Origin of the sequence: Mesorhizobium wenxiniae (assembly GCF_002284535.1) — a bacterium.
GTDB classification, from domain to species: domain Bacteria; phylum Pseudomonadota; class Alphaproteobacteria; order Rhizobiales; family Rhizobiaceae; genus Mesorhizobium; species Mesorhizobium wenxiniae.
The window spans coordinates 139,666-163,373 of the sequence record NZ_NPKH01000014.1 but is presented as its reverse complement, the minus strand read 5'-3'; the positions used below and the strand labels follow the sequence as shown (position 1 = coordinate 163,373).

Annotated in this window: 24 protein-coding genes and 1 pseudogene; 12 read left to right on the top strand and 13 right to left on the bottom strand. The window is 61.8% G+C overall.

Annotation, left to right across the window (positions count from 1 at the left end; all coding sequences use genetic code 11):
* A complete protein-coding gene (locus CIT31_RS05995) occupies nt 1–978 on the top strand; it encodes an alpha/beta hydrolase (RefSeq protein ID WP_095517861.1) in 978 nt (325 codons plus the stop codon).
* Here CIT31_RS05995 and CIT31_RS05990 read toward each other — a convergent pair.
* Nucleotides 966–1,988 (bottom strand): LacI family DNA-binding transcriptional regulator, encoded by a 1,023-nt coding sequence (locus tag CIT31_RS05990; protein ID WP_095517860.1) that lies wholly within the window; start codon nt 1,986–1,988, stop codon nt 966–968. The genes CIT31_RS05995 and CIT31_RS05990 overlap by 13 nt on opposite strands.
* Nucleotides 1,989–2,225: 237 nt before the next feature.
* Between CIT31_RS05990 and CIT31_RS05985 the strand changes: the two genes are divergently transcribed.
* From CIT31_RS05985 to CIT31_RS05950, 8 genes are all read left to right on the top strand, one after another.
* On the top strand, nt 2,226–3,173 hold the full coding sequence (locus tag CIT31_RS05985) for a sugar kinase (protein ID WP_095517859.1): 948 nt from the start codon (nt 2,226–2,228) through the stop codon (nt 3,171–3,173).
* Nucleotides 3,170–4,456: a D-tagatose-bisphosphate aldolase, class II, non-catalytic subunit gene (locus tag CIT31_RS05980; protein ID WP_095517858.1), complete on the top strand. Its 1,287-nt coding sequence runs from the start codon at nt 3,170–3,172 to the stop codon at nt 4,454–4,456. Before CIT31_RS05985 ends, CIT31_RS05980 begins: the two co-directional genes overlap by 4 nt.
* Before the next feature lie 151 nt (nt 4,457–4,607).
* Nucleotides 4,608–5,492 carry a dihydrodipicolinate synthase family protein gene (locus CIT31_RS05975; protein ID WP_095517857.1) on the top strand — a complete coding sequence of 295 codons (885 nt, stop codon included), beginning with the start codon at nt 4,608–4,610 and terminating at the stop codon, nt 5,490–5,492.
* Between the two features lie 21 nt (nt 5,493–5,513).
* Nucleotides 5,514–6,173 (top strand): GntR family transcriptional regulator, encoded by a 660-nt coding sequence (locus tag CIT31_RS05970; protein ID WP_095517856.1) that lies wholly within the window; start codon nt 5,514–5,516, stop codon nt 6,171–6,173.
* A 62-nt stretch (nt 6,174–6,235) separates the two neighbouring features.
* Nucleotides 6,236–7,573 (top strand): ABC transporter substrate-binding protein, encoded by a 1,338-nt coding sequence (locus CIT31_RS05965; RefSeq protein WP_095517855.1) that lies wholly within the window; start codon nt 6,236–6,238, stop codon nt 7,571–7,573.
* The gene (locus CIT31_RS05960) at nt 7,573–8,553 is read left to right on the top strand and encodes a carbohydrate ABC transporter permease (protein ID WP_095517854.1); all 981 of its coding nucleotides are present in this window, start codon (nt 7,573–7,575) and stop codon (nt 8,551–8,553) included. The genes CIT31_RS05965 and CIT31_RS05960 overlap by 1 nt, the downstream gene beginning before the upstream one ends.
* Complete coding sequence (locus tag CIT31_RS05955; protein ID WP_029348668.1) at nt 8,554–9,375, top strand: carbohydrate ABC transporter permease; 822 nt, start codon at nt 8,554–8,556, stop codon at nt 9,373–9,375.
* A gap of 42 nt (nt 9,376–9,417) precedes the next feature.
* Entirely contained in the window at nt 9,418–10,476 is a 1,059-nt protein-coding gene (locus CIT31_RS05950) for an ABC transporter ATP-binding protein (RefSeq protein WP_095517853.1), read from the top strand.
* Nucleotides 10,477–10,784: 308 nt separating this feature from the next.
* On the opposite strand, the gene CIT31_RS05945 is transcribed toward CIT31_RS05950, so the two are convergent.
* Both CIT31_RS05945 and CIT31_RS05940 read right to left on the bottom strand, forming a co-directional pair.
* Nucleotides 10,785–11,423, bottom strand: coding sequence for a ribbon-helix-helix domain-containing protein (locus CIT31_RS05945; protein WP_095517852.1), 639 nt, complete (start codon nt 11,421–11,423; stop codon nt 10,785–10,787).
* Nucleotides 11,413–11,621: pseudogene (locus CIT31_RS05940) on the bottom strand (beta-barrel domain-containing protein); the annotation flags it as partial. The pseudogene CIT31_RS05940 and the gene CIT31_RS05945, both read right to left, overlap by 11 nt.
* 342 nt (nt 11,622–11,963) lie before the next feature.
* Between CIT31_RS05940 and CIT31_RS05935 the strand changes: the two are divergent.
* Nucleotides 11,964–12,503, top strand: coding sequence for a hypothetical protein (locus CIT31_RS05935; RefSeq protein WP_065007414.1), 540 nt, complete (start codon nt 11,964–11,966; stop codon nt 12,501–12,503).
* 102 nt (nt 12,504–12,605) lie between these two features.
* On the opposite strand, the gene CIT31_RS05930 is transcribed toward CIT31_RS05935, so the two are convergent.
* From CIT31_RS05930 to CIT31_RS05885, 10 genes are all read right to left on the bottom strand, one after another.
* Complete coding sequence (locus tag CIT31_RS05930; RefSeq protein ID WP_095517851.1) at nt 12,606–13,196, bottom strand: hypothetical protein; 591 nt, start codon at nt 13,194–13,196, stop codon at nt 12,606–12,608.
* Nucleotides 13,193–13,783, bottom strand: a complete 591-nt coding sequence (locus CIT31_RS05925) for a L,D-transpeptidase (protein WP_095517850.1) — start codon at nt 13,781–13,783, stop codon at nt 13,193–13,195. The genes CIT31_RS05930 and CIT31_RS05925 overlap by 4 nt, the downstream gene beginning before the upstream one ends.
* Nucleotides 13,767–14,930, bottom strand: coding sequence for a CpaE/TadZ family protein (locus tag CIT31_RS05920; RefSeq protein WP_095517849.1), 1,164 nt, complete (start codon nt 14,928–14,930; stop codon nt 13,767–13,769). The genes CIT31_RS05925 and CIT31_RS05920 overlap by 17 nt, the downstream gene beginning before the upstream one ends.
* Nucleotides 14,927–15,562, bottom strand: a complete 636-nt coding sequence (locus CIT31_RS05915) for a TadE/TadG family type IV pilus assembly protein (protein WP_095517848.1) — start codon at nt 15,560–15,562, stop codon at nt 14,927–14,929. Before CIT31_RS05915 ends, CIT31_RS05920 begins: the two co-directional genes overlap by 4 nt.
* Nucleotides 15,563–15,564: 2 nt before the next feature.
* The gene (locus tag CIT31_RS05910) at nt 15,565–16,092 is read right to left on the bottom strand and encodes a TadE/TadG family type IV pilus assembly protein (RefSeq protein WP_280950308.1); all 528 of its coding nucleotides are present in this window, start codon (nt 16,090–16,092) and stop codon (nt 15,565–15,567) included.
* A 5-nt stretch (nt 16,093–16,097) separates the two neighbouring features.
* Nucleotides 16,098–17,630 carry a TadE/TadG family type IV pilus assembly protein gene (locus CIT31_RS05905; protein WP_095517846.1) on the bottom strand — a complete coding sequence of 511 codons (1,533 nt, stop codon included), beginning with the start codon at nt 17,628–17,630 and terminating at the stop codon, nt 16,098–16,100.
* Nucleotides 17,631–17,690: 60 nt separating this feature from the next.
* Nucleotides 17,691–17,975, bottom strand: a complete 285-nt coding sequence (locus tag CIT31_RS05900; RefSeq protein ID WP_065007407.1) for a hypothetical protein — start codon at nt 17,973–17,975, stop codon at nt 17,691–17,693.
* On the bottom strand, nt 17,962–19,401 hold the full coding sequence (locus tag CIT31_RS05895; RefSeq protein WP_095517845.1) for a type II and III secretion system protein family protein: 1,440 nt from the start codon (nt 19,399–19,401) through the stop codon (nt 17,962–17,964). Before CIT31_RS05895 ends, CIT31_RS05900 begins: the two co-directional genes overlap by 14 nt.
* A 36-nt stretch (nt 19,402–19,437) precedes the next feature.
* Nucleotides 19,438–20,484 (bottom strand): Flp pilus assembly protein CpaB, encoded by a 1,047-nt coding sequence (cpaB, locus tag CIT31_RS05890; RefSeq protein ID WP_095517844.1) that lies wholly within the window; start codon nt 20,482–20,484, stop codon nt 19,438–19,440.
* Nucleotides 20,485–20,587: 103 nt separating this feature from the next.
* Nucleotides 20,588–20,806, bottom strand: a complete 219-nt coding sequence (locus tag CIT31_RS05885; RefSeq protein ID WP_029348654.1) for a Flp family type IVb pilin — start codon at nt 20,804–20,806, stop codon at nt 20,588–20,590.
* Between the two features lie 526 nt (nt 20,807–21,332).
* Between CIT31_RS05885 and CIT31_RS05880 the strand changes: the two genes are divergently transcribed.
* Together CIT31_RS05880 and CIT31_RS05875 are read left to right on the top strand one after the other, a co-directional pair.
* Nucleotides 21,333–22,718: a TadA family conjugal transfer-associated ATPase gene (locus tag CIT31_RS05880; RefSeq protein ID WP_029348653.1), complete on the top strand. Its 1,386-nt coding sequence runs from the start codon at nt 21,333–21,335 to the stop codon at nt 22,716–22,718.
* A complete protein-coding gene (locus tag CIT31_RS05875; RefSeq protein WP_095517843.1) occupies nt 22,718–23,689 on the top strand; it encodes a type II secretion system F family protein in 972 nt (323 codons plus the stop codon). Before CIT31_RS05880 ends, CIT31_RS05875 begins: the two co-directional genes overlap by 1 nt.
* Nucleotides 23,690–23,708 lie beyond the last annotated feature (19 nt).

Sequence of the window (23,708 nt, the reverse complement as noted above, 5' to 3'; positions counted from 1 at the left end):
ATGACGACATCGCTTTTGCCCTTGCTCGATCCGGAGGCCCGGCACGTGCTCGACCTCGACCGGCAGGCGGCTGCCCCGCCATTCGAAGCCGGCACGCCCGAAGAAGCGCGCCGCGCCTATAAGCAGGGCTTTCCGGCACTCCAGGGCGAGCGCGAGCCGGTCGGCTCACTAACCGAGCGCACCATCACCGGACCCGGCGGCCCGTTGACGCTCAGGATCTATCGCGGACACGGCGTGAGCGGGGCCGCTGCCCCGGCGCTGCTCTATCTGCATGGCGGCGGCTGGGTGATCGGCAATCTCGACTCCCATGACGAGATTTGCCGGTGGTTTGCCAATATGGCGGCCTGCGTAGTCGTCTCTCCCGATTACCGGCTGGCGCCGGAACACAAATTTCCGGCGGCCATCGAAGATTGCCGCGCCGCACTTTCCTTCATGCAGGATGGCGCGGGCGATCTCGGCATCGACGCGAGAAGGATCGCTGTCGCCGGCGACAGCGCCGGCGGCAATCTCGCTACCGTGCTTTGCCTGCTTGCACGCGGCGACAAGAATCCGCCGACTGCGCAACTGCTGTTCTATCCGAACACTGACGCCTCGCAGGCGGCGGACAGCTATCGCCGCTTTGCCGACCGTTATGGCCTGACATCGGCGACCATGGCCTGGTTCCGTGACCACTATATCAACCATGCCGGCGATATCGACGACTGGCGCGTGTCGCCGCTCAAGGCCGCAAGCCTTGCCGGCGCAGCGCCGGCTTTTGTCGCAATCGCTGGTCATGACATTCTCGCCGACGAAGGCGAGGCTTATGCCAAGCGTCTGGCGGATGACGGCGTGCCGGTCGTCCTGCGGCGCTGGCCCGGCCAGATCCATGGCTTCGTCTCGATGGGCCGCCATGGTCCGGCGGCGCGGCAGGCAGTCGGCGCAGCGGTTGCCACATGGCGCGGCTTCGATCCTGTCTTTGGAAACGCTCAGGCCGACTGACGCATGACCAGCGTCGCGTCGAGACTGACCTTGGGGGAAACTGTCGCGTCGTCCTCGTCCAGCAAGGCCAGCAGCGTCTCCACGCTGCGTCCTGCCATCGAAGCGAAGTCCTGCGCCATGGTGGTGAGGGCAGGGCATGTGTAGCGGCTCAGCGGATGGTCGTCATGGGCTGCGACCCGCAGGTCGCAATCGCCCCTGCGGCCGACCTTGCGGCCTTGCGAGTAGGCGGCGGCCATCACGCCGAAGGCGAGACGGTCGTTGGCGCACAGAATGGTCCTGCCCGGCAGGCCGCCACGGGCGAGCATCGCCTCCATCTGCTCGTAGCCGATCCGTTCGAAATCCCAGGTGTAGTCATCGGTATTGCCGATGATGGCAGGCTCATGTCCGAGCCGCTGCATGGCGCCGACATAGCTGTCCAGGCGTTCGCGAGAATTGTGGTTGACGTGCGGGATGTCGAAATAGACCGGGGCATCACCGGAACGACAGAGATAATCGACGATGGTCGAGACGCTCTGGCTGTTGTTGTTGCCGACGAATGGCGTGTCGCCCTCCAGATAGGTGTCGAAATAGACGATCGGTATGGTCTGCGTCAGCTTCTCCAGTGTGCGATGGTCGGAGCGCAGGCCGAGCGGCGCGATCAGCGCGCCGGAAACTTTTAGCGAAAGAATGGTTCGCGTCGCTTCCACTTCGAGCTCGCGCGAGCCGTGCGAGGAGATCACGATCGGCCAGTAGCCTTCGTCGCGCAGCCTGAGTTCGATTCGGCTGACCATCTCGGAATAGAAGGGATCGGCGACCGTCGGCACCACAATGCCGATGCTGCGGGTCCGCTTGCGGTTCAGGTTGCGCGCAAAGAGATTGGGCTGGTAGTCGGACGAGCGCAGCGCCACCTCGATCCGCTGACGTGTCGCCGGCTTGACGCTGGTCGGATCGTCGAAATATTTCGACAATGTCGGCCTGGAGACGCCGCAAGAGCGAGCAAAATCCTCCATCGTCTTGTGCGTCATCGGCATTGATCCCTCGCGCTGTTACTAGCTGCCCGGTTGCTACATACGGTGCGCCCAACTGCAAGGCGAAACTTTACAGACAAATTGGATAGTTTCCATGCGTCAATTTATTAATTGACGCGAAAAAGCACAAGCCGTATTCACTTGCAGTGGGCGAATTCGAAATTCGTATCACCCGGAAAATGCTCGCGCGGTTCATCCGAAGCGAGGTCGGGGCGAAACACCGGGAGGGGATTCCGCGAGATGAAGAAGCTGGTCAGTGCCGGCGAGATTCTGGTCGAGATCATGGCCGAGCGGATTGGCCAGAGCTTTCTCGAGCCTGGTCCGCTGCTTGGGCCCTACCCGTCGGGCGCGCCAGCCATCTTCATCGGCCAGGCGGCGGCGCTCGGCCAGCCGGCCGGCCTCATCGGCGCCGTCGGCGACGACGATTTCGGCAGGCTGAACATCGAGCGGCTGCGGACGCTGGGCGCCGACGTGTCGGCGATCGCGGTTCACACGGGCCATGCGACGGGCACCGCCTTTGTCACCTACCGGGCCGACGCCAGCCGGCATTTCGTCTTCAACATCCGCAACAGCGCCGCCGGCCTGATCGAGACAAACGCGGCGGCGACAAAGCTGCTCGCCGGTGCCGATCATGTCCATGTCATGGGCTCGTCGCTGTTTTCCGACCGCGCCATCGCGGTGGCGCTGTCGGCGATCGAGACTGTCAAGGCCAAAGGTGGAACCGTGTCCTTCGATCCGAACATCCGCCGCGAGATCATGCAAGCATCGGGCATGCGCGCAGCACTCGACCAAGTGCTGGCGCGAGCCGACATCTTCCTGCCGAGCGGCGAGGAGCTCTTCCTGTTTTCATCCGCGAAGGACGAGAAGGGCGCGGTTGACGAATTGCTGGCCCGTGGCGTGTCCTGCATCGTCCTTAAGAAAGGCGCCGCAGGCGCCGCCTATCATGATCGCCATGGTGTGATCGCCTCGTCCGGCTTTGCCGTCGACGAGGTCGATCCGACCGGCGCGGGTGATTGTTTCGGTGCTGCTTTCGTCTCGTTCTGGCTGCGCGGGACGGCTCCCGCAGAGGCTCTGCGAATCGCCAATGCCTGCGGTGCGCTCGCCGTTACCCGCAAGGGGCCGATGGAGGGCATTTTCCCGCTTGAAACGGTCGAGGCCTTCATCGCCACTGGGAAAAGCGCGCAGTGAGTGCCGCGACGCGAAGGTTTGCGAATATTGCGGCCAGGCGCGCTGCAGGCGAGCGAAGCGGCATCGCCTCGGTCTGCTCGGCGCACCCGCTGGTCATCGAGGCTGCCCTGCGCCACGGCGCGGCGCGGCACGCGGATGTGCTGATCGAGGCCACCTGCAACCAGGTCAACCACGAGGGCGGCTACACCGGGATGACGCCCGCCGGCTTCCGCAGCTTCGTCGAGGCGCATGCGCTGAAAGCGGGTTTCCCAGTCGATCGCCTGATCCTTGGCGGCGATCATCTCGGACCCAATCCGTGGAAGCACATGGCTGCGGCCGCCGCAATGAAGAAGGCGGGGGCGATGATCGACGCCTATGCGAGCGCCGGCTTCACCAAGATGCATCTGGATACGAGCATGGCCTGCGCCGACGATCCAGCCGTGCTTGCCGACGAAACGATCGCCGCGCGCGCGGCCGAACTTGCTGAAATCGCCGAGGCGGCGGTCGAGCGGGCAGGCGGCGAAAAACCGGTCTACGTCATCGGCACCGAAGTGCCGGTGCCGGGCGGTGCATTGGAGGCGCTCGACCGTCTGCATGTGACAGCGCCCGACGATGCCCTGCGAACGGTGGAGGTACACGCCCGAGCGTTTTCCCGCGCCGGCCTCGAGGCCGCTTTTGGCCGAGCGATAGGCGTCGTCGTCCAGCCGGGAGTCGAGTTCGGCAACACCGAAATCGTGCCTTATGCGCCGGCCAAGGCGACCGAACTCGTGGCCGTGCTCGACCGCATGCCGCAATTTGTTTTTGAGGCGCATTCGACCGACTACCAGCCGGCCGGAGCGCTTAACGCTCTCGTTCGCGACGGTTTTGCCATCCTCAAGGTCGGCCCCTGGCTGACCTTCGCGCTTCGCGAAGCGCTGTATGGGCTCAGCCACATCGCCGATATGCTCGCGCCGGACCCTTCGCGCGAAAGCCTGCCTGCCGCGATGGAACGCATCATGTTGGCGTCGCCGGACAATTGGCAGAAATACTATCCGGGCACGCCGGAAGAGCAGCGCGTGCAGCGGCATTTCTCGTTCAGCGACCGCATCCGCTATTACTGGCCGACGCCGGCGGCGCAGCGCGCGACACAGACGCTGCTGGACGTGCTGAGTGAGAAGGACATTCCCCGGCCTCTGATCAGCCAATATCTGGGGCAGCTCGACGCCGAGGTTGCGACAGGCCGGATCAAGCCCATTGCGCACGACCTTCTGATCGGCAGCATCACCAGAGTTCTCGATCTCTACGCGGACGCGACCGGACAGTAGGGATCGCGCTGACGGAACGTCGGCATCCCGCCCAAATTCGCTTCCTTCACGCCGATTTCGATGTCGTTTCGAAAAGGGCGCCGCCGCAATTTACAACTAACATGTTAGCGTGCTAAGACTGCTTGAACATCGAAATCTGGAGAGAATAGAAGTGGCCTCGCGCTTTGGTCTTTCGGTTGCCCTCACCACGCCTTTCGAGGCATCCGGCCAAATCGCCATCTCTCCGATGGTCGCGCAAGCCCGGGCTTGCCTTGGGGCCGGCTGCAGCAGCGCAACGCTGTTCGGCACCACTGGGGAAGGCGCCTCGGTGGGAAGGGGGGAGCGGCGGACTGTCACCGAGGCCATGCTGGCCGCCGGCATTCCGGCGCATCAACTGGTCGCCGGCGTGCTGGTCGATGCGGCCGAAGACGCCGCCGAACAGGCGCGACATGCCTTGCAGTGCGGTGTCCGCTACATCCTGCTGGCTCCGCCAAGCTACTTCAAGAATGTAGGCGAGGACGGGTTGTTCGGATGGTTTTCCGCCGTCTTCGCCGCGCTCGGCCCGCTGGCTCGCGGGGTCCTGCTTTACAACATCCCCTCTGTCACCATGGTGCCGCTCCCGCTCAGCCTGATCGGTCGGCTGCGCGCCGCCTTTCCCGGCGTGGTCGCCGGTGTCAAGGATTCGGGTGGCGACTGGAGCTACAGCGAGGCGCTGCTAAGAGCCCATGGCGACCTGGTGATCCTGATCGGCGACGAGCGGCACCTGGCCAGAAGCGTGCGCCAGGGCGGGCAGGGCGCCATCTCCGGCATGGCCAATTTCGTCACCGGCGAAATCCGCGCCATGGCAGAGGACGGGCGCGACGATGCTCGTGTCGAGAGGTTCGTGCTCGAACTGCTCAAATATCCGGTCATCCCGGCGGTGAAGGTCATGGTGGCGCGCAAAACCGGCGACGAGCGCTGGCTGGTGGTCCGTCCGCCGCTGGAGCCGATCGATTCGCAAGGGCGGCAACAGCTTGCTGCCGCCTACGACAGGCTGTTTGCGACAGAGCCGGCCTGATCGGCAAAGGGAAGCGCTGAAATGGACGACAGCAGCGAACCGGCCACCCTCAGGGAAAAAGCTTATGCCAGCTTCACGCGGCATTTGCTGGCCCGCGATCTGCGGCCGGGACAGTTCGTGTCGCAGCGTGAGCTGGTTGCCTTTACCGGCCTGCCGCTTGGTGCCATCCGCGAGATCGTGCCGCGTCTCGAGGCCGAGGGACTTCTCATGACCATCCCGCAGCGCGGCATGCAGATCGCCCATATCGACATCAGCCTGATCCGCGAGGCCTTCCAGTTTCGCCTGTTCATGGAGCGCGAAGCGGTGGCGCTGTTCACCGTCAACGCCTCCGACGCCGAGCTCGCCCGCCTGCGGCACGAGCATGAGGACATGCTGGCTCAAGCGCTGTCGCAGGCGCCGACGCCGGAAATGGAAACCAGGGCCCAGAACATCGATTGGGCCATGCACGACACCTTCATCGATGCGCTGGGCAACGAGATCATCGCCAAGGCGTATCTGATCAATTCGGTAAAGATCAGGCTAATCCACCAGGAACGTTTCCGTATCGACGGGCGCGTCGTGCCGGTGATGCAGGAGCACCTGACGGTGATCGAAGCGCTCGAGAGCCGCGACCCGCAAAAGGCGGTCGAGGCGATCAGCCGGCATATCGACAACGCGCGCCGGTTGGCGCTCCAGATCTGAGGACGTATGGTTCGCGGCTGCCGCGACACTACCCACAACGACAGCAACCCAGGGAGGAAGAAATGTCGTCCAATCCGTTTAAGCCAACAAGAAGGCAAGTCCTTGCAGGAACCACGGCGCTCGCCGCAGCGGGCCTGGCGGGCCTTCGCCCGACCTTTTCCGCCAGCGTCGACTGGAAGCGCTTTGCCGGCACGACGCTCGACGTCAATCTGGTGAAAAGCCCGCGCAGCGACACCATCCTGAAATATATCGCCGAATTCGAGGAGCTGACCGGCATCAAGGTCAATGCCGAGGCGACGCCAGAACAACAGCAGCGGCAGAAGACGGTCATCGAACTGAGCTCCGGCAAGCCGAGCTTCGACGTCGTTCATCTGAGCTATCACGTGCAGAAGCGCCAGTTCGAAAAGGGTGGCTGGCTGGCCGACATATCAGGCTATCTGGCCGATCCGACCCTGACCGATCCTGGGCTTGTCGAAAGCGATTTCGCCGAGGCCGGCATGCTTTTCGCCAAGGACAGCCAGGGCGTGCTGCGTTCGCTGCCCTTCTCGGTGGATTACTGGATCGTCTACTGGAACAAGGAGCTGTTCGAGGCCAAGGGCCTCAAATACCCTGAATCGTTCGACCAGCTGGTGGCCGCCGCCGAAGCGCTGACCGATCCATCCACCAACACTTTCGGTTTCGTCGCCCGCGGCCTCAAGAATGCCAACACGCCGGTGTGGACGTCGCTGATGCTCGGCTACGACATGACGCCGCTCGACGACAAGGGCAAGCTGCGCACCGAAACGCCCGAGGCGATCGAGGCCGCTGCCCTCTACCAGAGGCTGATGACCAAGTCCGCCCCTCCGGGCGTCACCGGCTTCAATTGGGCTGAAGCGCAGTCCGCCTTCCTGCAAGGCAAGATTGGCATGTGGTTCGATGGAGTGGGTTTTGCCCCGCCGATGGAAAATCCCGAAAAGTCGCGCGTGGTCGGCAAGGTCGGCTATGGGGTCATGCCCAAGGGGCCCAAGGCGCATGCCTCCGGGACGTTTGGCGACGGCCTCGGCGTGACCGCCTCCAGCGAAAAGAAGGAAGCTGCCTATCTCTTCTGTCAGTGGGCGGTTTCCCCGGCCATGGGCGCACGCCTGCTCCAGGCCGGCGCCGGCGTGCCGTTCCGCAAGTCGGTGCTGGAAGATCCCAAGGTGCGCGAAGGCGTCACCATGCCGGCAAGCTGGCTCGATGCGGTGGTCCAGTCCGGCAATATCAGCAGGCTGGCGCTGCCGGTGATCATCCCGGTCACCGAGTTCCGCGACATCTACGGCGTGGCGTTGACCAACATGATTGCTGGGGCCGATCCTGCCGAGGAGCTGAAGAAGGCCACCGCACAGTTCCAGCCGGTTCTCGACAGGAGCGAGCAGGGCTGATGTCGACCATCGCCCCAGGTCGCACCGAGGTGACGACGGGTCGCACCGAGGTGACGACGGATCGCACCGGGGTAGCGACGCAGGCCATCGAGGAGAGCCAGTCGGTCCGGCTGGCTCCCAACTACTGGCCCTTTGTCGTCCCGGCGCTCGTCGTCGTTAGCGCCGTGATCGTGTTTCCCTGGGCGTTCACGCTCTGGATGAGCGTCAACAGCTGGACGCTCGGCCAGTCGCGGAGCTTTGCCGCGATGGAAAACTATCTCCGTCTGGCCAGCGACCCGCGATTCTGGGAATCCCTTGTTCATACGTTGACCTACACCTCGCTGTCGGTGGCAGCGCCGATGTTCTTGGGCACTGTCGCCGCCCTGATCTTCGACGCCAGGTTTCCGCTGCGCGGCCTGCTGCGCGGCGTCTTCGTCATGCCGATGATGGCAACGCCCGTTGCCGTGGCGCTGGTCTGGACCATGATGTTCCATCCCCAGCTCGGGGTGCTCAACTACCTTCTATCGCTGGTCGGCATCCCGGCGCAGGAATGGATATTCAACGCCAACACGGTCATCCCTTCGCTGGTCGCGGTCGAGACCTGGCAGTGGACGCCGCTGGTGATGCTGATCGTGCTGGGCGGGCTGGCGTCGGTGCCGCGCGAGCCGTTCGAGAGCGCCGAGATCGACGGTGCCAATGCCTGGCAGCAATTCCGCTACCTCACTTTGCCGATGATCGCGCCGTTCCTGATGATTGCGTTAATCATCCGCACCATCGATGCGCTGAAGAGCTTCGACATCATCTATGCGATGACCCAGGGCGGACCGGGCACGGCGTCGGAAACCATCAACATCTATCTCTACAACACCGCCTTCTCATACTACGACATCGGCTATGGCTCGGCCATGGCCGTGGTGTTCTTCATCGTCATCGTGGCGCTGTCCTTCATCCTCCTGATGCTGCGCCAACGCTCGCAGTGGAACGATACGGAGGGCAAATAGATGAGCTCACGTCTGGTCAACCAGATCGGCCTGTTTTTCGCGGCTCTGGTCATCGTTTCGCCGGCGATCCTGTTCTTCCTCTGGATGATCTCGCTTTCGCTGAAATTCGAGATCGATAACGGCGCTTATCCGCCGATCCTGATCCCCGAACGTTTCGCCTGGTCGAACTATGTAAAGGTGTTCGAGGAGAACAATTTCCTGCTCTATCTCTGGAATTCGGTTCTGGTGACCGGCACGGCGACATTGCTGGCGCTGCTGATCGGCGTGCCGGCCGGCTATGGCATAGCGCGGCTCAAGGCTGAAAGATCGGCGGTCGTCATCATGATCGCCCGCATGACGCCGGGGCTGTCCTATCTCATCCCGCTGTTTTTGCTGTTCCAATGGATCGGGATCCTCGGCACGCTCTGGCCGCAGATCATCATCCACCTGGTGGTGACGGTGCCGATCGTGGTCTGGGTGATGATCGGCTATTTCGAGACCACGCCGATGGAGCTGGAAGAGGCGGCCAACATCGACGGCGCCAGCTCCTGGCAGGTTTTCCGGCTGGTCGCCCTGCCCATCGCCAAGCCGGGCATCGTTGTCGCCTTCATCCTGTCCGTCATCTTTTCGTGGAACAATTTCGTCTTCGGCGTGGTGCTCGCCAGCCGCGAGACGCGCACGCTGCCGGTCGCCGTCTACAACATGCTCTCCTATGAGCAGGTGAGCTGGGGGCCGCTCGCCGCCGCGGCGCTGGTGGTGACGCTGCCGGTGCTGGTTCTGACCATGTTCGCGCAAAAGCAGATCGTCGCGGGGCTGACCGCCGGCGCGGTCAAGGGCGGCTGAAGCCGCAGTAGCTGGACATCACTCTTTTCCCGGAGAAATCCAATGGCATCGGTAACAATCAACAACGTGCAGAAGGCTTTCGGAGCCACCAAGATCATTCACGACGTCAGCGTCGATATCGCCGACGGCGAGTTCGTCATCCTGGTCGGCCCGTCGGGATGCGGAAAGTCGACGCTGCTGCGCATGATCGCCGGACTTGAAACGATCTCCGGCGGGAAGATCGCCATTGGGGAGCGCATGGTCAACAATCTGCGGGCGCGGGACCGGAACATCGCGATGGTGTTCCAGAACTATGCGCTCTATCCGCATATGACGGTGGCCGACAATATGGGCTTTGCCCTCAAGATCAAAAAAGCCGATCCAGCCGATACCGCCGGCCGCGTCAGGAATGCGGCCAGCATCCTTGGCCTGGAAAAGCTGCTTGAGCGCTACCCGCGTCAGCTCTCCGGCGGCCAGCGCCAGCGCGTCGCCATGGGCCGTGCCATCGTGCGCGACCCGCAGGTCTTCCTGTTCGACGAACCGCTTTCCAATCTCGATGCCAAGCTGCGCGTCCAGATGCGCGGCGAGATCAAGGCGCTGCACCAGCGGCTGGGCACGACAACCATCTATGTCACGCATGACCAGATCGAGGCGATGACCATGGCCGACAAGATCGTCGTGCTGCATGACGGCCTGGTCGAGCAGATCGGCGCGCCACTCGACCTCTACGATCAGCCGGCCAATCTCTTCGTTGCCGGCTTTATCGGCTCGCCCGCCATGAACTTCATTGCCGGCCGCATCGAGGAAGGCGTGTTCCGCAGCGCCGGTGGGCTGATCCTGCCGCTGCCGGAAGGTGCCCGCCCGGCTGACGCTGCAGGACGCGAGCTTGTCTACGGCATCCGCCCCGAACATATCCGCGCAACCGCCCAGGGCATGCCAGGAACGGTGACGCTCCTGGAAGCCACGGGTTCGGAAATCTTCGCCAAGGTCGACTGCGCCGGCGAGGAAATTTCCTGCCTGTTCCGCGAGCGGCTGCCGCTCAAGCAAGGCGCGCAGGTGCGGATCGAAGTCGATCGCGCATGCGCCCACCTGTTCGACGCGAAAACCGGCCGGCGTGTGTGAGTGGCGCAGGCGCCCGGGTAATCAGCGTGAGCGAACCAACCCATTCGCGAGCAAGAAACATGTGATCGCTGGTTGCGGACATTGGTCCCGCCAGGAGAAGCCTGAGGAGGTCACCGCCCTCATGCTCGACTGGCTGAAGCGGCGGTTCCCCGCGTAGCGATCGAGCGGCTGGCTGGCGACCGTGAGGATTTTGGCCGACATCAAGGGCGGCGTCGTTGCTCCTGGCGAAGATTCGGAGCAGGCTATGATCCCCGTAAAATTACACAACGAGTCTTGCAGGATTGCCGCTCAGTACTGCCGGAACCGGTTTAGCCAAAGACGAACGCTATCAGCAGCTCCGGCTCGATCACCGGCGCCCGCACGGCGCTCAACTGACCACGGTACTGGCGTTCGCCGGCGCCGATGGCAAATCCGCTGGTGACCGGAGTGTCGCCGTCGAGGTCGAGGCGCGCAAAAATGTCGGCAACGTTGAGGTCCAGCGCCAGCTTGAGGTCGTGCCGCGCATCGTCGTTTGGTCCGGAAGGCAGTTGGCGCTTCACCAGTTGCTGGAACGGAACATTGAAAGTCAGGATCTTCTTCGATGACGTCAAGGCAAATGCGGGCGAGGGGCAGGCAGCCAGTATGGCGTTGATCGTCCTTATTGACGCGAGCTTACTCAACGTCACGTTTTGCTCCGCCTGACCGCGTATGCAGGCTACCCGGATTGCCGATGTCAGGTTGCCGTTCTGTGCCTGATTTCCGGCTATCTCATCGATCAGCATGCCGATCGTGCATTTCCGGCTCTCAGCCATCCGCTTCAGCGATATCCAAAAAGCCCGCTCCAGGCGGATCCCGCGGCGCATTCCGCCACGCGCCACAACTCGAAATTCCAGTGCAAAATCCTCGTTGGCGAGCGGCAGGAGTAGTGGATCAGGATTGGTGGGGGGAGAGGTGGCGCTAGCGCTCACTCATAGCCTCCTGACGCGCCTTGTTGATCGGCTTCAAAAGGTAACTCAGGATCGTCTTGCGTCCCGTCTTGATGTCGACTGAGCAGATCATGCCGGGATGATGGAACAAGCCTTGCCATCCCGTTCGAGCGTCGATTTGTCTGTCGTGACACGTACCTGGTAAAAGGGCCCACCGGTTTTTTGATCGACCAGGCTGTCGTATCCATTTCTACCCCGCCCACGCTTCTGCTCTGTACGTTTTTATATGGCCAAGCCTTCTCACCGAGCTTTGACAGATTATCCGCCAAATTCTTGGAATATGTGAGGGTTTATTGATTCAGCGCCGGCTTAAAACAGGTAAGTTTCGGGAATGTAGCGAAAATGGCACATAGCGGGCTGCTCGCTACGTTGTGGCAGGACGCCTGCGCCTATGATCAATGTTGCTTGCCGCGACTCACCGGGGCCGTGGCTCAGAAGCGCCTCTATTCGGGAAGAGCCCGCCGTCCATTAAGCCTCGCGCAATCTTTGCAGCCTATTCTGCTTATCGATTGTCGAGGGAACATGACGCGCAAGCCGCTACTGCTCTTTGCCTTTCCAGCTCTCATCCTTCTGATTCTGGCAGGGGAGCGAGCAGCGACGTTCCTGCTGGGAACCTATCCGGCCAGCCCCGTCATGTGGCGGATCTGGCTTGAACTACGCCCTTTGTCGACGATGTTCTGGCAGCAGGTCGACCTCTATCTAGGCGGTTCAATGGTCCTTGATGCCGCCATCGTGACCGCCGCGTCGATCGTCTGCTGGATGGCTTGCCGGACGAGAAAATCGGCCGCGTTCTTCTTCCTTACCAACCACGTCGCTCTGCTTTTCGTCGGGTTGATGATCGCTTCCAGCAGCCATTCTGAGACAGCGAGCACGATTGCGGCATTCACCGCGCCCAGCGGCCATCCATTCTCGCTGATCCTCGATTTCACATGGCAGAACAGCCTGGTGCTGCTTCTGGGCACTGCAGCCTGCGCCTACTGTCATGTTGCGTTTCTTGTCGAAGCGCGACAGCGTTCCCAAGCGCTCGCCATACGGCTTTGTGCTCTGCAGCGGGATCTCTAGCTCGGGGCACAGCCATCGCGCTCCCGATCGGCATTGCCAACAAGGCGACGGCAGCTCGGAATCCAGCTGAGCGCACAACCGATCTCTCGATGTCTTTCGCTTCTAATTGATTTTCTTGTAATGGACCTTGCCGTCAGGCTGCACTATGCGCTGGTAGGACGAGTTTGGGGCAGGGGGCAGCGCCGCCGCGATCCTCTTTTTGGGCGGGCGCGGCGCTTCGACGATACTGGGTTCGGTCGCTTCTTCGAGATCGGTGGCTTCATCGGCCATGGTGCTGGTCGTGACCACGGAAGGCTCCGCGATGCTCGACATGTCGTCGTCACTGGCCAGGGGCAGCTCCTGTTCAAGCCGGGCAATACTGCCTTTGACTTCGTTGAAGCTGCCCTGCAGTTGACCGTCCAGTTTTTCAAACCGGCTTTGAAAGCCGTTGTTGACCGTCTCAAGCCGGGCTGCGATCCGTTGCTCGAACGATCCGAGTTGTTCCAGCCGCCGTTCGACAAAGCGCAGATCGTTGATGCCGCGGTAGAAATAGACCGCGGCCGTTATGTTCACCGCCGTGATCAGCAAGGCGCCGACGGCGACAACGCCGATCATCTTTCCATTGCTTGGTTTCCCCACGACAGCCTGCCCTCCAGTGTGGGTTGCCGGCCCAATGTCGATCGCTGGCATATCCGGGTCGCTGATCATCGTCATTGGACCACCACCCTTGCGCCGACCGAGACGCGCTTGAAAAGATCGATCACATCGGTGTTGGTTAGACGGAAACATCCCGATGTTCCGTCGAAGCCGATGCCCGAAGGATCGTTAGTGCCGTGGATGCGGTAGAGCGTGTCGCGCCCGTCCCGCAGCAGATAGAGTGCCCTGGCACCGAGCGGATTATAGGGACCGGCGGGCACCATTTCCGGCAGCTCCGGCTGGCGGGCGCGCATTTCCTTAGGCGGGCGCCATTCCGGCCATTCCGTTTTCGCTCCGACCTTGACGATGCCGGTCCAGCCAAAGCCGTCGCGCCCGACACTGATCTGGTAGCGCAGCGCCTCGCCCTGCCGGGTCACCAGATAGAGTGCCTTCTCGTCCTTGCGGATGATGATCGTGCCGGGCCGTTCCGCGGTTTGGAGAACAACCGCCTTGCGCAGGCTGGGCCCCATTGCCGGCAGCGGCGGCCGGTCCGACAGCGCGGACCGGGCATGGGCGAATTCCCAGGCCGGCATCCCCAACGCCAGGCCTATGATGCAGGCGCCGGCAAGCCTCGGGACGATGCGGTATCTACCGGGCTGCGTCATCGAGCCGCTCTTTGAACATCCGCTTCAGGTCCTTGTTGAAACGCGCCCGCCCAGCCACTTCGGAAGGCAGGATGGCTCGGTTCAGCGCGTCGGTCAGCAGCGCATTGTCCAGGCTGACCGACTTGATGTGCGGCGCCTTGAAGATCTTCTCGAGTTCGCTGCGCGAAAAGTGGTTGCCGAACCATTTGCGCTTATGTTTGTTGGCGACCAGCGTGATGCTCGCCGCATTGCCGCGCAGCTCGCGGATCTTCGTGTAAAGCCGCTTGCCTTGCCGCAGCGAGGCGACGTTGAGCTCGAAGACGATGAAGATCTCGTCGCTCGTCGAAAGCACGGAATTCTGCCAGGGGGTTTCGATATTCGGCAGGTCGATGACGATGTCGTCGAACCGGTAGGCGACGAGGTCCAGCAGCCGGAACACGAAATTGGCGCCCTGCGGCTCAAACGGCAGTTGTGGCCTCTCGAATGAATAGAGGGTCAAGCCGGACGGACGCGAAAGCCTGATGACGTCCATCAGTTCGACATCGAGCCTTTCCGGCTGGCCGATAATGCCGGCCAGGTCGAACTGGTTGAACAGGTTGAGGTAGGCGCCGCAATTGGCGCTCTGGAAATCGAGGTCGACGAGGCAGGTCGAAGCCGCGCGTTCGGTCGATTTCGACGCCAGGAATTCCGCCGCCGACAAAGCGAGCGTCGTGGCGCCGGCGCCGCCGCTGGCGCTGATGAAAGTGATGATGCGGCTCTTGGTGCCTTGGTTGCCGGTGTCGTGGAAAGTGACCGCGTTCAGCAGCTCCTTGGCGTCGAGCGGCTTGTGCAGCCAGTCCGAGGCGTTCATGCGGACCAGGATGCGCGTCTGTTCGGAAGTCAATTCGTCGGAGACCGCGATCAGCGGCACGGATGCCCACAAGGCGCGGGCCGCGACGATGCCGGGCATGCCGAGCAGCTCGCCATTGGCCAGGTCGAGGATGACGATGCCCGGCCGCGTCTCGGGCGGCGGACCATTGAGGAAGTCAACCGTCTCGGAAATCCGGACGTCGTAGATGGCCAGCGCGTCCAGCCGCGTCGCCACCTCGCGCTTGAACTGCGGATCCGACGAAAATAGCGCCACCTGCTTTCGTTTGGTCGGGAGGACCTTGGGGTTGATGGCGTTCATGGCGATGTACTCCTCAGGTCTTCGCCCGTGACCGTGCTGAGCATCGAGGGCAGGGTGAGGTTTCCGTATCCGAGCAGGCCGCCGAGGAAGAAGAACTGGAAGGTCAGGTTCTGAAGCCTGACGGTGATTGTCGGCACCGGCCCGCCCAGCCGGGTCTGATAGCCCAAGCCGGTGGCGGAATAGGTGATGACGACATTGTCGCGCCGCAGGCCTGAAAAGAAATGGCACATACCCGGCCGCTGGTCTGTCGCCAGCGGGACACAGGCGTCGTCATTGGTGACTGCCGTATCGCCGCGGAAGATACGGCTGAAATTGGCGGCATTGAATGTGCCGCCATTGCTGCAAGCGCCCGTGCCGGCGGTATATGTGCAGGCGAAGGGTCCATAAGCGGCAGCAACCACCGGGGCGCCAGGTGTCGTCGTCGGTGCGGCTGTAGCTAGCGCGGTGGCAACCGGATCGGAAATCGAGGCCAGACGTGCGCCGAGCTGCACGGCCTTGTTGGCAGCGTTCCACTGATAGAGGGCGTAACCGAAATCGACGAAGCCGAGAACAAGGGCAAACAGCAGTGTCGATACGATGGCCATCTCCACCGTCGTCGCGCCGCCTTCCGATTTTGCGAAACCCCTGATCATGATCAGAACCGGATCAACCGCTCCTCGTGAGAGCTATTTAGCGTCATGGGGCCAATGCGGACCAGAGACAGCATTCCGATGCCACTATAGGCCAACGTCCCCGCCGCCCTGACGATGCAGACCTGTGCGGTGGTAGCGCGATATTGGGTGACACCTGCGACCACGGCGTCATGGCACGAGCCTGAAGCGGCAATGGTCACCGTCACATTGGCCTTCTGCCAGCCGACGATGCGCGCATTCCCTGTCCCCGCAGCATTGCCGAACACCGCGATGTTTGTGGCGATATCGGCGCAATTGATCGCCGCCAGCCCGGCCTTGGTATACAACTGGCTGTTGCAGCGCGCGGCAAAGCGTGCCGCGTCAGACAGGCCGGCCTCCATCAGCAGCTTTTGGTGGATCATATTGCCGAACTCGAACACGCCCGCCGACAGGATCAGCATCAGCGGCGCGATCAGCGCCATTTCGACGAGAGCCGTGCCGCGCTGCTCGCGTCGAAATCTGTGGAGACGATGGTACAGCGCTGCGATCATCGCCATCACCGGTAGAGCTGGGCTTCGTCGCGAAGGAAATTGTCAAGCGTGCCCTGGCCGGCACCGCCGGTTACGTCGACCAGTTCGACCATCACCGACGCGTCCTCTGATGCTGACGGCACGGGTTCAGTGAGGAAGAAACTGCCGAAGGCTTCGACCGGCAGGTTGGTGCTATGGCCGGACAGGCCGTTGCCAGCAGCTTCGAGTGCAGTGCAGTTCAGGATCGCGCCATAAAGCAACCGACGATCAACTGTCGTGACAGGCGGTTGGCAAGCTGCGGCCGGCGTTCCGATCTCTCCACCGGTCGATGCGGTCCCTACTAACCCGTTCGATATCTCGTATCGATAAACCTCATAGCGCGTTGGCTTGGTCGTGTCCCATGCGGTTGGATAGGCAGCGGAACCGAAGTTGGTGCTCCAATAGCCGGAGAAGTTCCAATTTCCGTCGCCCATCCTGCCGCCCAGATACGGCGTTGTCGCATCGCGCGGAAGGCCCATCGTTCCAGCTTCGGTGAATGAAAGTTGGTTCATGGAAGGGCATTGATTGGCGCTGCCTGTGGTCCGTATCGCGCCTTTTCGGACATTGGCGGCCGGACCGTATTCGGGGCTGTCGAAGTGGTTGCCGTTAGCTCCAATCCCGAAACGAACGTTGAAGGCGTCTTGCACCGGCCCGGCATTCTGACCGGTCTTCGTCGTTACGTTCGCGGAATTGTAGCAGCCGATCGGCGTCGACGTTGCGATGGTCTGCGCTAGCGCCTGCGCCCCGTTGCCAACACCTTCCGGCGGCTCGAGGAAGCCGAAGTTGCCAGGACCGGCAGCAGCCCCGTTTCCGACCTTCCTCAGTTCGATCAGCCGGCGACGGACAGCCGGATTGGAAACGGCCTGCTCAAGCGTATAACCCCCGGCATTGTTTGTCCCGTTCACCATCTCATAGGGATTGCACATAAAGACCGGCGTAAAATCGCAGACGCCGGAGGTGAAGCCCGCTACCGCGACCGCCCCGACATTGAAGCTGTCGCTGGCGCCGGATGTCACAAATGAGGCGGGAAAGATCGCGGCAAAGCCTTGGGGAGCGACTGTCACCTGGATGAACCGTGTTTCCGCCTGTCCGACAGCCAGATTGGCATCTGCAAGATAGTTGGCCTGATTGGCGGTTGTGATCTTGGTTCCGTCGTTGGCAGGGATCGCTTTGAGGAAGCACCAGGAAATGTTGCCAGCACTGTTGCAGCGCTGCGTGCCTCCCGGCTGACCGGAGGTGAGAGTGAACCTGCCTGCCGTGGAGAAGTTGCTTTGATTGTCCACGAGCGTCGCCATGGCGCGTTCGGCTCGCGCCCAGGAACCGCTGCTTCCGTCCAGTTCCGCTGCCGCCGCGAGCGCAAACGCGTCAGCGCCCTTCTGAAGATCGTTGTGGAGGTTGTTTACCCGGCTCATATCGATTGCGAGCAGCGAAAAGCCGATGATCGCCGGCAGCGTGACGCTGACCAGAATCAGCGCTATTCCCCTCTGATCGTGCCAGAACGCGCGAACAATCCGCAACATGGCCTTACTCTTAGCTCCCCTGACGCCAGTCGCCTTGCCTGACGCTGAACCCGCATCCTTCTATTCAACCCCGGTGTTGCCGACATTGACCGTAATGGCTGGCGGCGGCGGTGGTGGCGGTGGAATTCTGTAGCTCTCAGCGACAGCGGCGGCGCGCACGCCGTCGCCTTTGATCGTCGTGTTCCTAGAGGCCGGATTGAGCGGGTCGACCGTCTGCAGAAGCGAATTGTATTTCTGCGTGTCGCCTGCCGCCAGCGTCACCGTCTCGTAGCGATTCAGATAGTCGGCGCAGCCCGTCAGCACGCCGGCGCACAAAAGCAGGATCAAGGCGCTATTTTTTGACATAGATCATCTTGTCCTTGGATTTGAGGTCGAGCATGTGGCCATAGGGGCCGACGACACCTTCGCCGAGCTCATATTTGCGAACCATGTCCTTGGTCACTTCGAGCTGACCGAGGATGAAGAGTTCCGGGTCGTTGGCCGGCCGTGTCTTGTCGAACGGCGTCGCCAACTGCTCGCCAGGCTTTACCGGCCGCACGATACGTGGCGTCACGATCACGACCAGTTCGGTCTCTTCCTTCTGGTTGCTCGAATTCCGGAACAGCGTCCCGACGATCGGCACCTGGCCGAGCCAAGGCACCTGCCTCTGGAGCTTGGTGTTCTTGCTGGACAAAAGCCCGCCGACCGCGAAGCTCTGGCCGTCGCGCAGTTCGACGACGGTAGACAGCTTGCGGTTGGTGAAGATCGGGTCTCCGGCGGTGGTGAAACCGGTGAGGTCGCTGACTTCCGGCGCCAGCCTGATATTGATCTTGTCGTCGTTGAGCACGACCGGCGTGAACAGCAGATTGACGCCGAACTGCTTGTACTCGATGCTGATCTCGCCGTCATCGTTCAGGGTGCGGATAGGCACTTCGCCGCCGGCATTGAAGCTGGCCAGCTCACCGGACAGCGTGGTGAGGTTGGGTTCGGCAAGGGTGCGCACCACGCCCTTGGCCTCGAGCGCCTCGATGATCAGGTCGACCTTGATGTTGCTGTCGATGACGCGGGTGATCAGCGCCGCGAACGGGTTGGTGTTCGAAAGAAGGCCGGTAAGCAGATTGCCCGGCCCCAGCACGACACCATCCTCGTCGACGGCGGCAATTCCGGTTGCGGTTCGGGTCGAGCCGCTGTTGCTTCTGATCGAGACGCCAAGATCGCGGCCGGCATTGCGCTTGGCCTCCAGCACGCGTACCTCGAGGTTTACTTGCTGGCTGTCGTCGACGGTCACGGCGTTTATGATGGCGTCGGGGCCATATTGCTGGGCAACCTGCATGATCGCCGCCAGTGTGGCGCCGTCCTTGACATGGCCGCCAAGCCTGATCTTGCCGTTGATCGAGCCGATATCGATACGCGCCCTGGGAGCGACCTGCCGGATCGCTTGCGCCATGTCGCTCACGTCGACGCCGACCTCGATCTGGATCACGCCAAGCGAGCGCTTGTCCTCGGAAAAGAGGTTGACGGTGGTGGTGCCGGCACTCTTGCCGATGACATAGAGCGTCCGGTCGGTCATTGGCTGGGCGTCGGCGATCTTCTCGTCGCCGACGACGATGTCGCCCAGCGTGGCATTCACCTGGATCGTCACCGACTGCGACATGGGCAGGAAAATACGGTGGACGCTGGGGTTCGATACATCGATCCTGCGGTCGGCTGCATGGGCAGCAAGATCGATCGGCAATAGCATCACCGAACAGGCCAGCGCAGCAGCCGCCAGTGGTCCCCGAAACATTCGCATCTAGACTACCCCCCTACCGACTCGTTCGGTAATACCCTAGCGTAATTTTTGTCGCGGCACGTCGTAGGATTCGAGCTTCACACCCCTGAAAACGCCTATCGTCGCACGCGCCGGCGGCTCCGGCTGCACATATTTGATCACTTCCTTAACTACTTCTTGCACCTGGGGTGCTGAGGCCACTGCCGGAGCAGGTTTTGCGCTGCTCAACAGGTCGAGCCTGCTTCCCACACGTTCCACGGCCTGGGTCAGCCCATTGATCTTGTCGTCCGCGCGCTTGCGCTCGGCCGCGGCCTCAGCTTCGGCTATTGCCTGCTTGGCGAGCTCGGCCTCCCTGGCGGCGACGTCGGCCGGCGTGTCGCCGGTCAGGTCGGAAAGCGTGATGCGTTCGGTCGTCTCGCCTTCGCTGGCGGCTGCCTGGCGAAGCGCCAGCGACAGCTGGCCGGCACCGGCGGCCAAGGTAAGCTTCTGTGCATCCCTGGTGCTGGCCTCGAGCGTGACCGATTTCACCACCGTCGGGCTGTCGGTGCTTTCGTCGGCAACCTGGTCGACGGCGAGCACCTTCATGCTCTGCAGCAGCACGTCGACAAAGCTCTTATCCGCGCCGCCTTCGCCACGCGCCGTGCGCGTTAAAAGTACGTCGACACGATCGCCGGGAAAGACAAATCCGGCGACGCCGAGCACGTCGTTGACCCTGATAGAGACGGCTTTCATGCCTTCGCCGAGCACCGCGGAGAGCGTGGCACGCTGGCCGGGACCGGTGATCTTGGTGGCGAGAACAGGCTCGTTGGCGCTGATCGCCTGCAGCGCCTGCTTGGTGCCTTCGCCAGCCAGCGCCTCTTTCGTCGTCTTGAAAGCTCCGGCCGGAATGGCACCTGCAGGCCAGGCGATTTCACGCAGCTTGTCGGCCGACAGTGTGTCGCCGAATTTCAGCGCCACCGCTGCCACCACAACCGTATCGCGCTGGATTCCGTTTGCTTCCGCCATGGCACTACGCTGGCTGGCGAGCCAGACATTGGCGAGCACCACCGCCAGGACGCCGAACACGCCCGCAAGAACGATCATGATAAGTGTGTTAGCACGCATAGCCCAAGCCCCACGCCCCAAGCCTAAAGTGCGGGAATTCGCCCGTCGCGATTGGATTCAGGCCCGGATCGGATGGGACCCGGGCCTGAGCGTGATCTGGCGATCAGGTTCCGACGCCCGTTCCCACGTTGCAGGTGCCGAGTGGCGATGCTTCCAGCGCGGCGCATAGGCCGGTAAAGCGACCGGTCACCCAACCGCCGATCGCCAGGATAGCAAGTATCGCTGCTGCGGCGATGATGCCGACAAGGATGGAATATTCGACCATGGCAGCGCCGTTTTCGTCGTCGCGGAACTGCCGGGTCATCGTCATGAGCTTCTTCATGCCAATCTCTCCCTTTGGAGTTTGAACCCGACGAGACGAGCCAAGGATGAAATCCATACCTGAGCATCCCCCGTCATCTCGAATCTAAGTCCCGGCGAAAACCAGAGTCAAACGGGATTAACAAATCCTTAACTATCATGTACATGGGCGCGCAATAATATCGCCACTCTACCACTGATCAAAACATTGATTTGGCTGAATTTTTCATCCGCCTTAACCATTCGTTCACAATTTGGCCGTGGATATGGCGGAAGCGGGGCAGCATTAGTGATGGTGCATATTCCTTTATATCTAAGGCCTTAGGTGCGTTCCATGACGCCTTTGCGGCAAAAAAGGCACTTTGCATTGAAAGGCGAGCCCCCGTGTTGCATTAGGACAGCGTCGCTGACCAAATAAACGTCGCGTTTTCTGAAGCTTGATCTTAACTATGTGTGAAGTATTAATTTGCATGGTATGCGGCCGGCGCTTGTGCCATCCGTGGTTAACGCTTAGTTTCAGCGTGGGGATTAAACGGGGAAGAAGCGTCATGTTGGGCCGATTCACCAAGGGGCCAAGCGAACCGCGGGTCGAGCCAAGGGTTGAGCCGATCGTGACGTTGCCGGTCGCGGCGCTTCCCCCGGCAGCCGACGTCGAACCGGCAGGTGACGATTTCCTGACGCTCAAGGTGGAGCTCCACCGCCACCTGATCGACCGGTTCAATCTTGCCGCGCTTGAAACGGCATCGAAGGACGAGATCCTGAACGAAATCCGGCCAATCGTTCGCGAGTTCGTTCGTGCTCGCGCTGTACCGCTGAACGCGCGTGAGCTCGACAGGCTGACCAGTGAGACAGCCGACGAGATGCTGGGCCTTGGGCCGATCGAGCCGCTGCTCAAGGACGACTCGATCACCGACATATTGATCAATACCCACAAGCGCGTCTTCATCGAGCGGCGCGGCGTGATCGAGGAGACGGCGATCCGCTTCCGCGACGAGGCGCACCTTCTGCGCGTCATCAACAAGATCGTCTCGGCCATCGGCAGGCGCGTCGATGAATCGGCGCCGATGGCGGATGCGCGCCTGGAAGACGGCTCGCGCGTCAACATCGCGGTGCGGCCGGTCTCGGTGGATGGCCCACTGGTGTCGATCCGCAAATTCTCCAAGAATCCCTATTCGCTCGAGCGCCTGATGGCGCTCAACTCCATTCGCCAGCCGATGATCGACCTCCTGCGGATCGCGGTGCAGTCGCGTAAGTCGATCCTGGTCTCGGGCGGCACCGGCAGCGGCAAGACGACATTGCTCAATGCGCTGTCTAGCTACATCCCGGCCAAGGAGCGCCTGATCACCATCGAGGATGCCGCGGAACTGCAATTGCAGCAGCCGCATGTCGGCCGCCTGGAGACGCGCCCCCCGAATGTCGAGGGCAAAGGCGAGGTTCGTCAGCGCGAACTGCTGAAGAACGCGCTGCGCATGCGCCCCGACCGCATCATCGTCGGCGAGGTTCGCGGCGAGGAAGCCTTCGACATGCTGCAGGCGATGAACACCGGCCACGAAGGCTCGATGACCACCATCCATGCCAATACGCCACGCGACGCGATCTCCCGCCTCGAGCAGATGGTCGGCATGGCCGGCATGCCGATGACCCACGAGTCCATCCGAGCGCAGATCGCGTCGGCCATCGACATCATCGTGCAGACGCAGCGTCTTTCGGATGGTGGAAGGCGGGTCGTTTCAATCTCCGAACTGACCGGCATGGAGGGCAATGTCGTCCAGCTTCAGGAGATTTACCATTTTGTCCGCCGGGAGGTGACGCCGGAGGGCAAAATCATTGGCGATTTCCGCGCTACCGGCGTCCGTCCACGCTTTGCCCCGGAAGCGGCGACCCTGGGCCATCATTTTGCCAAGGACGCCTTCAATCCGCAGGTTGCGCTCTGATGCCCACCGGCCAGACTTTGCTCTACTTCATTTATGTGCTCGCGGCCGCCTCGACGATTCTTGCTGGCGAGGCCCTGTATTTTTCCTTTGCCAAGCGCCGCTCGCGAGTCAGGACGATTAACCGCCGGATGAAGCGTCTGGTTGATGAGGTTCCGGCCGAACTGACCTTGCAAGGATTGCTGCGCGAACGCGGGCTGACGGATTCGGGCGACTTTCTCTTTGGCCTGATCGGGCTGAACAGGCTCTATACCCAGTCCGGTATCACCGGAAATCCGCTGTCTTTCGCCGCGACCTTCCTGCTCGCTGGCCTGGCATTGGCGTCGCTGTTGTCGATCTTTTTGGGTTTCTCGACCTTGGTATCGCTCATCGTTTTTCTGGTGGTCGGATTTGTGCTGCCGCTTCTTGTTCTTCGGCGCGCCCGCAACAAGCGAATCCAGAAATTCGCGAAACAGCTCCCTGATGCACTGGACATGATCGTTCGTTCACTGCGCGCCGGACATCCGGCTTCGGTGGCGATTGGTCTCGTCGCCCGCGAAATGCCTGATCCGCTCGGCACCGAATTCGGCATCGTTTCCGACGAAATCACCTTCGGACTCAGCATTGAACAAGCCGTTCGCAAACTTTCCCAACGCGTCGGCTTCGAAGGTCTTCATCTGCTTTCGGTGTCGCTGTCAATTCAAGCCAAGACCGGCGGCAACCTCACCGAGATTCTACACAATTTGTCGTCAGTGTTGCGCGAGAGGCAGAAATTGCGAATGAAAATCAGGGCGCTTTCGTCCGAGGGCCGAGTGTCGGCATGGATCATCTCACTATTCCCGGTCGCGATGTTCCTGATCCTTCAGATACTTGCCCCAGCCTACTACGGAACGGTCTGGAACAATCCGGTCATCCTGCCGGTGTTCCTGATTTTCGGGTCGTGGGCGCTGTTGGGCGATTTTATTATGTATCGAATGGTCAATTTCGATTTCTGAACAGGGGCGAAGCGTAACT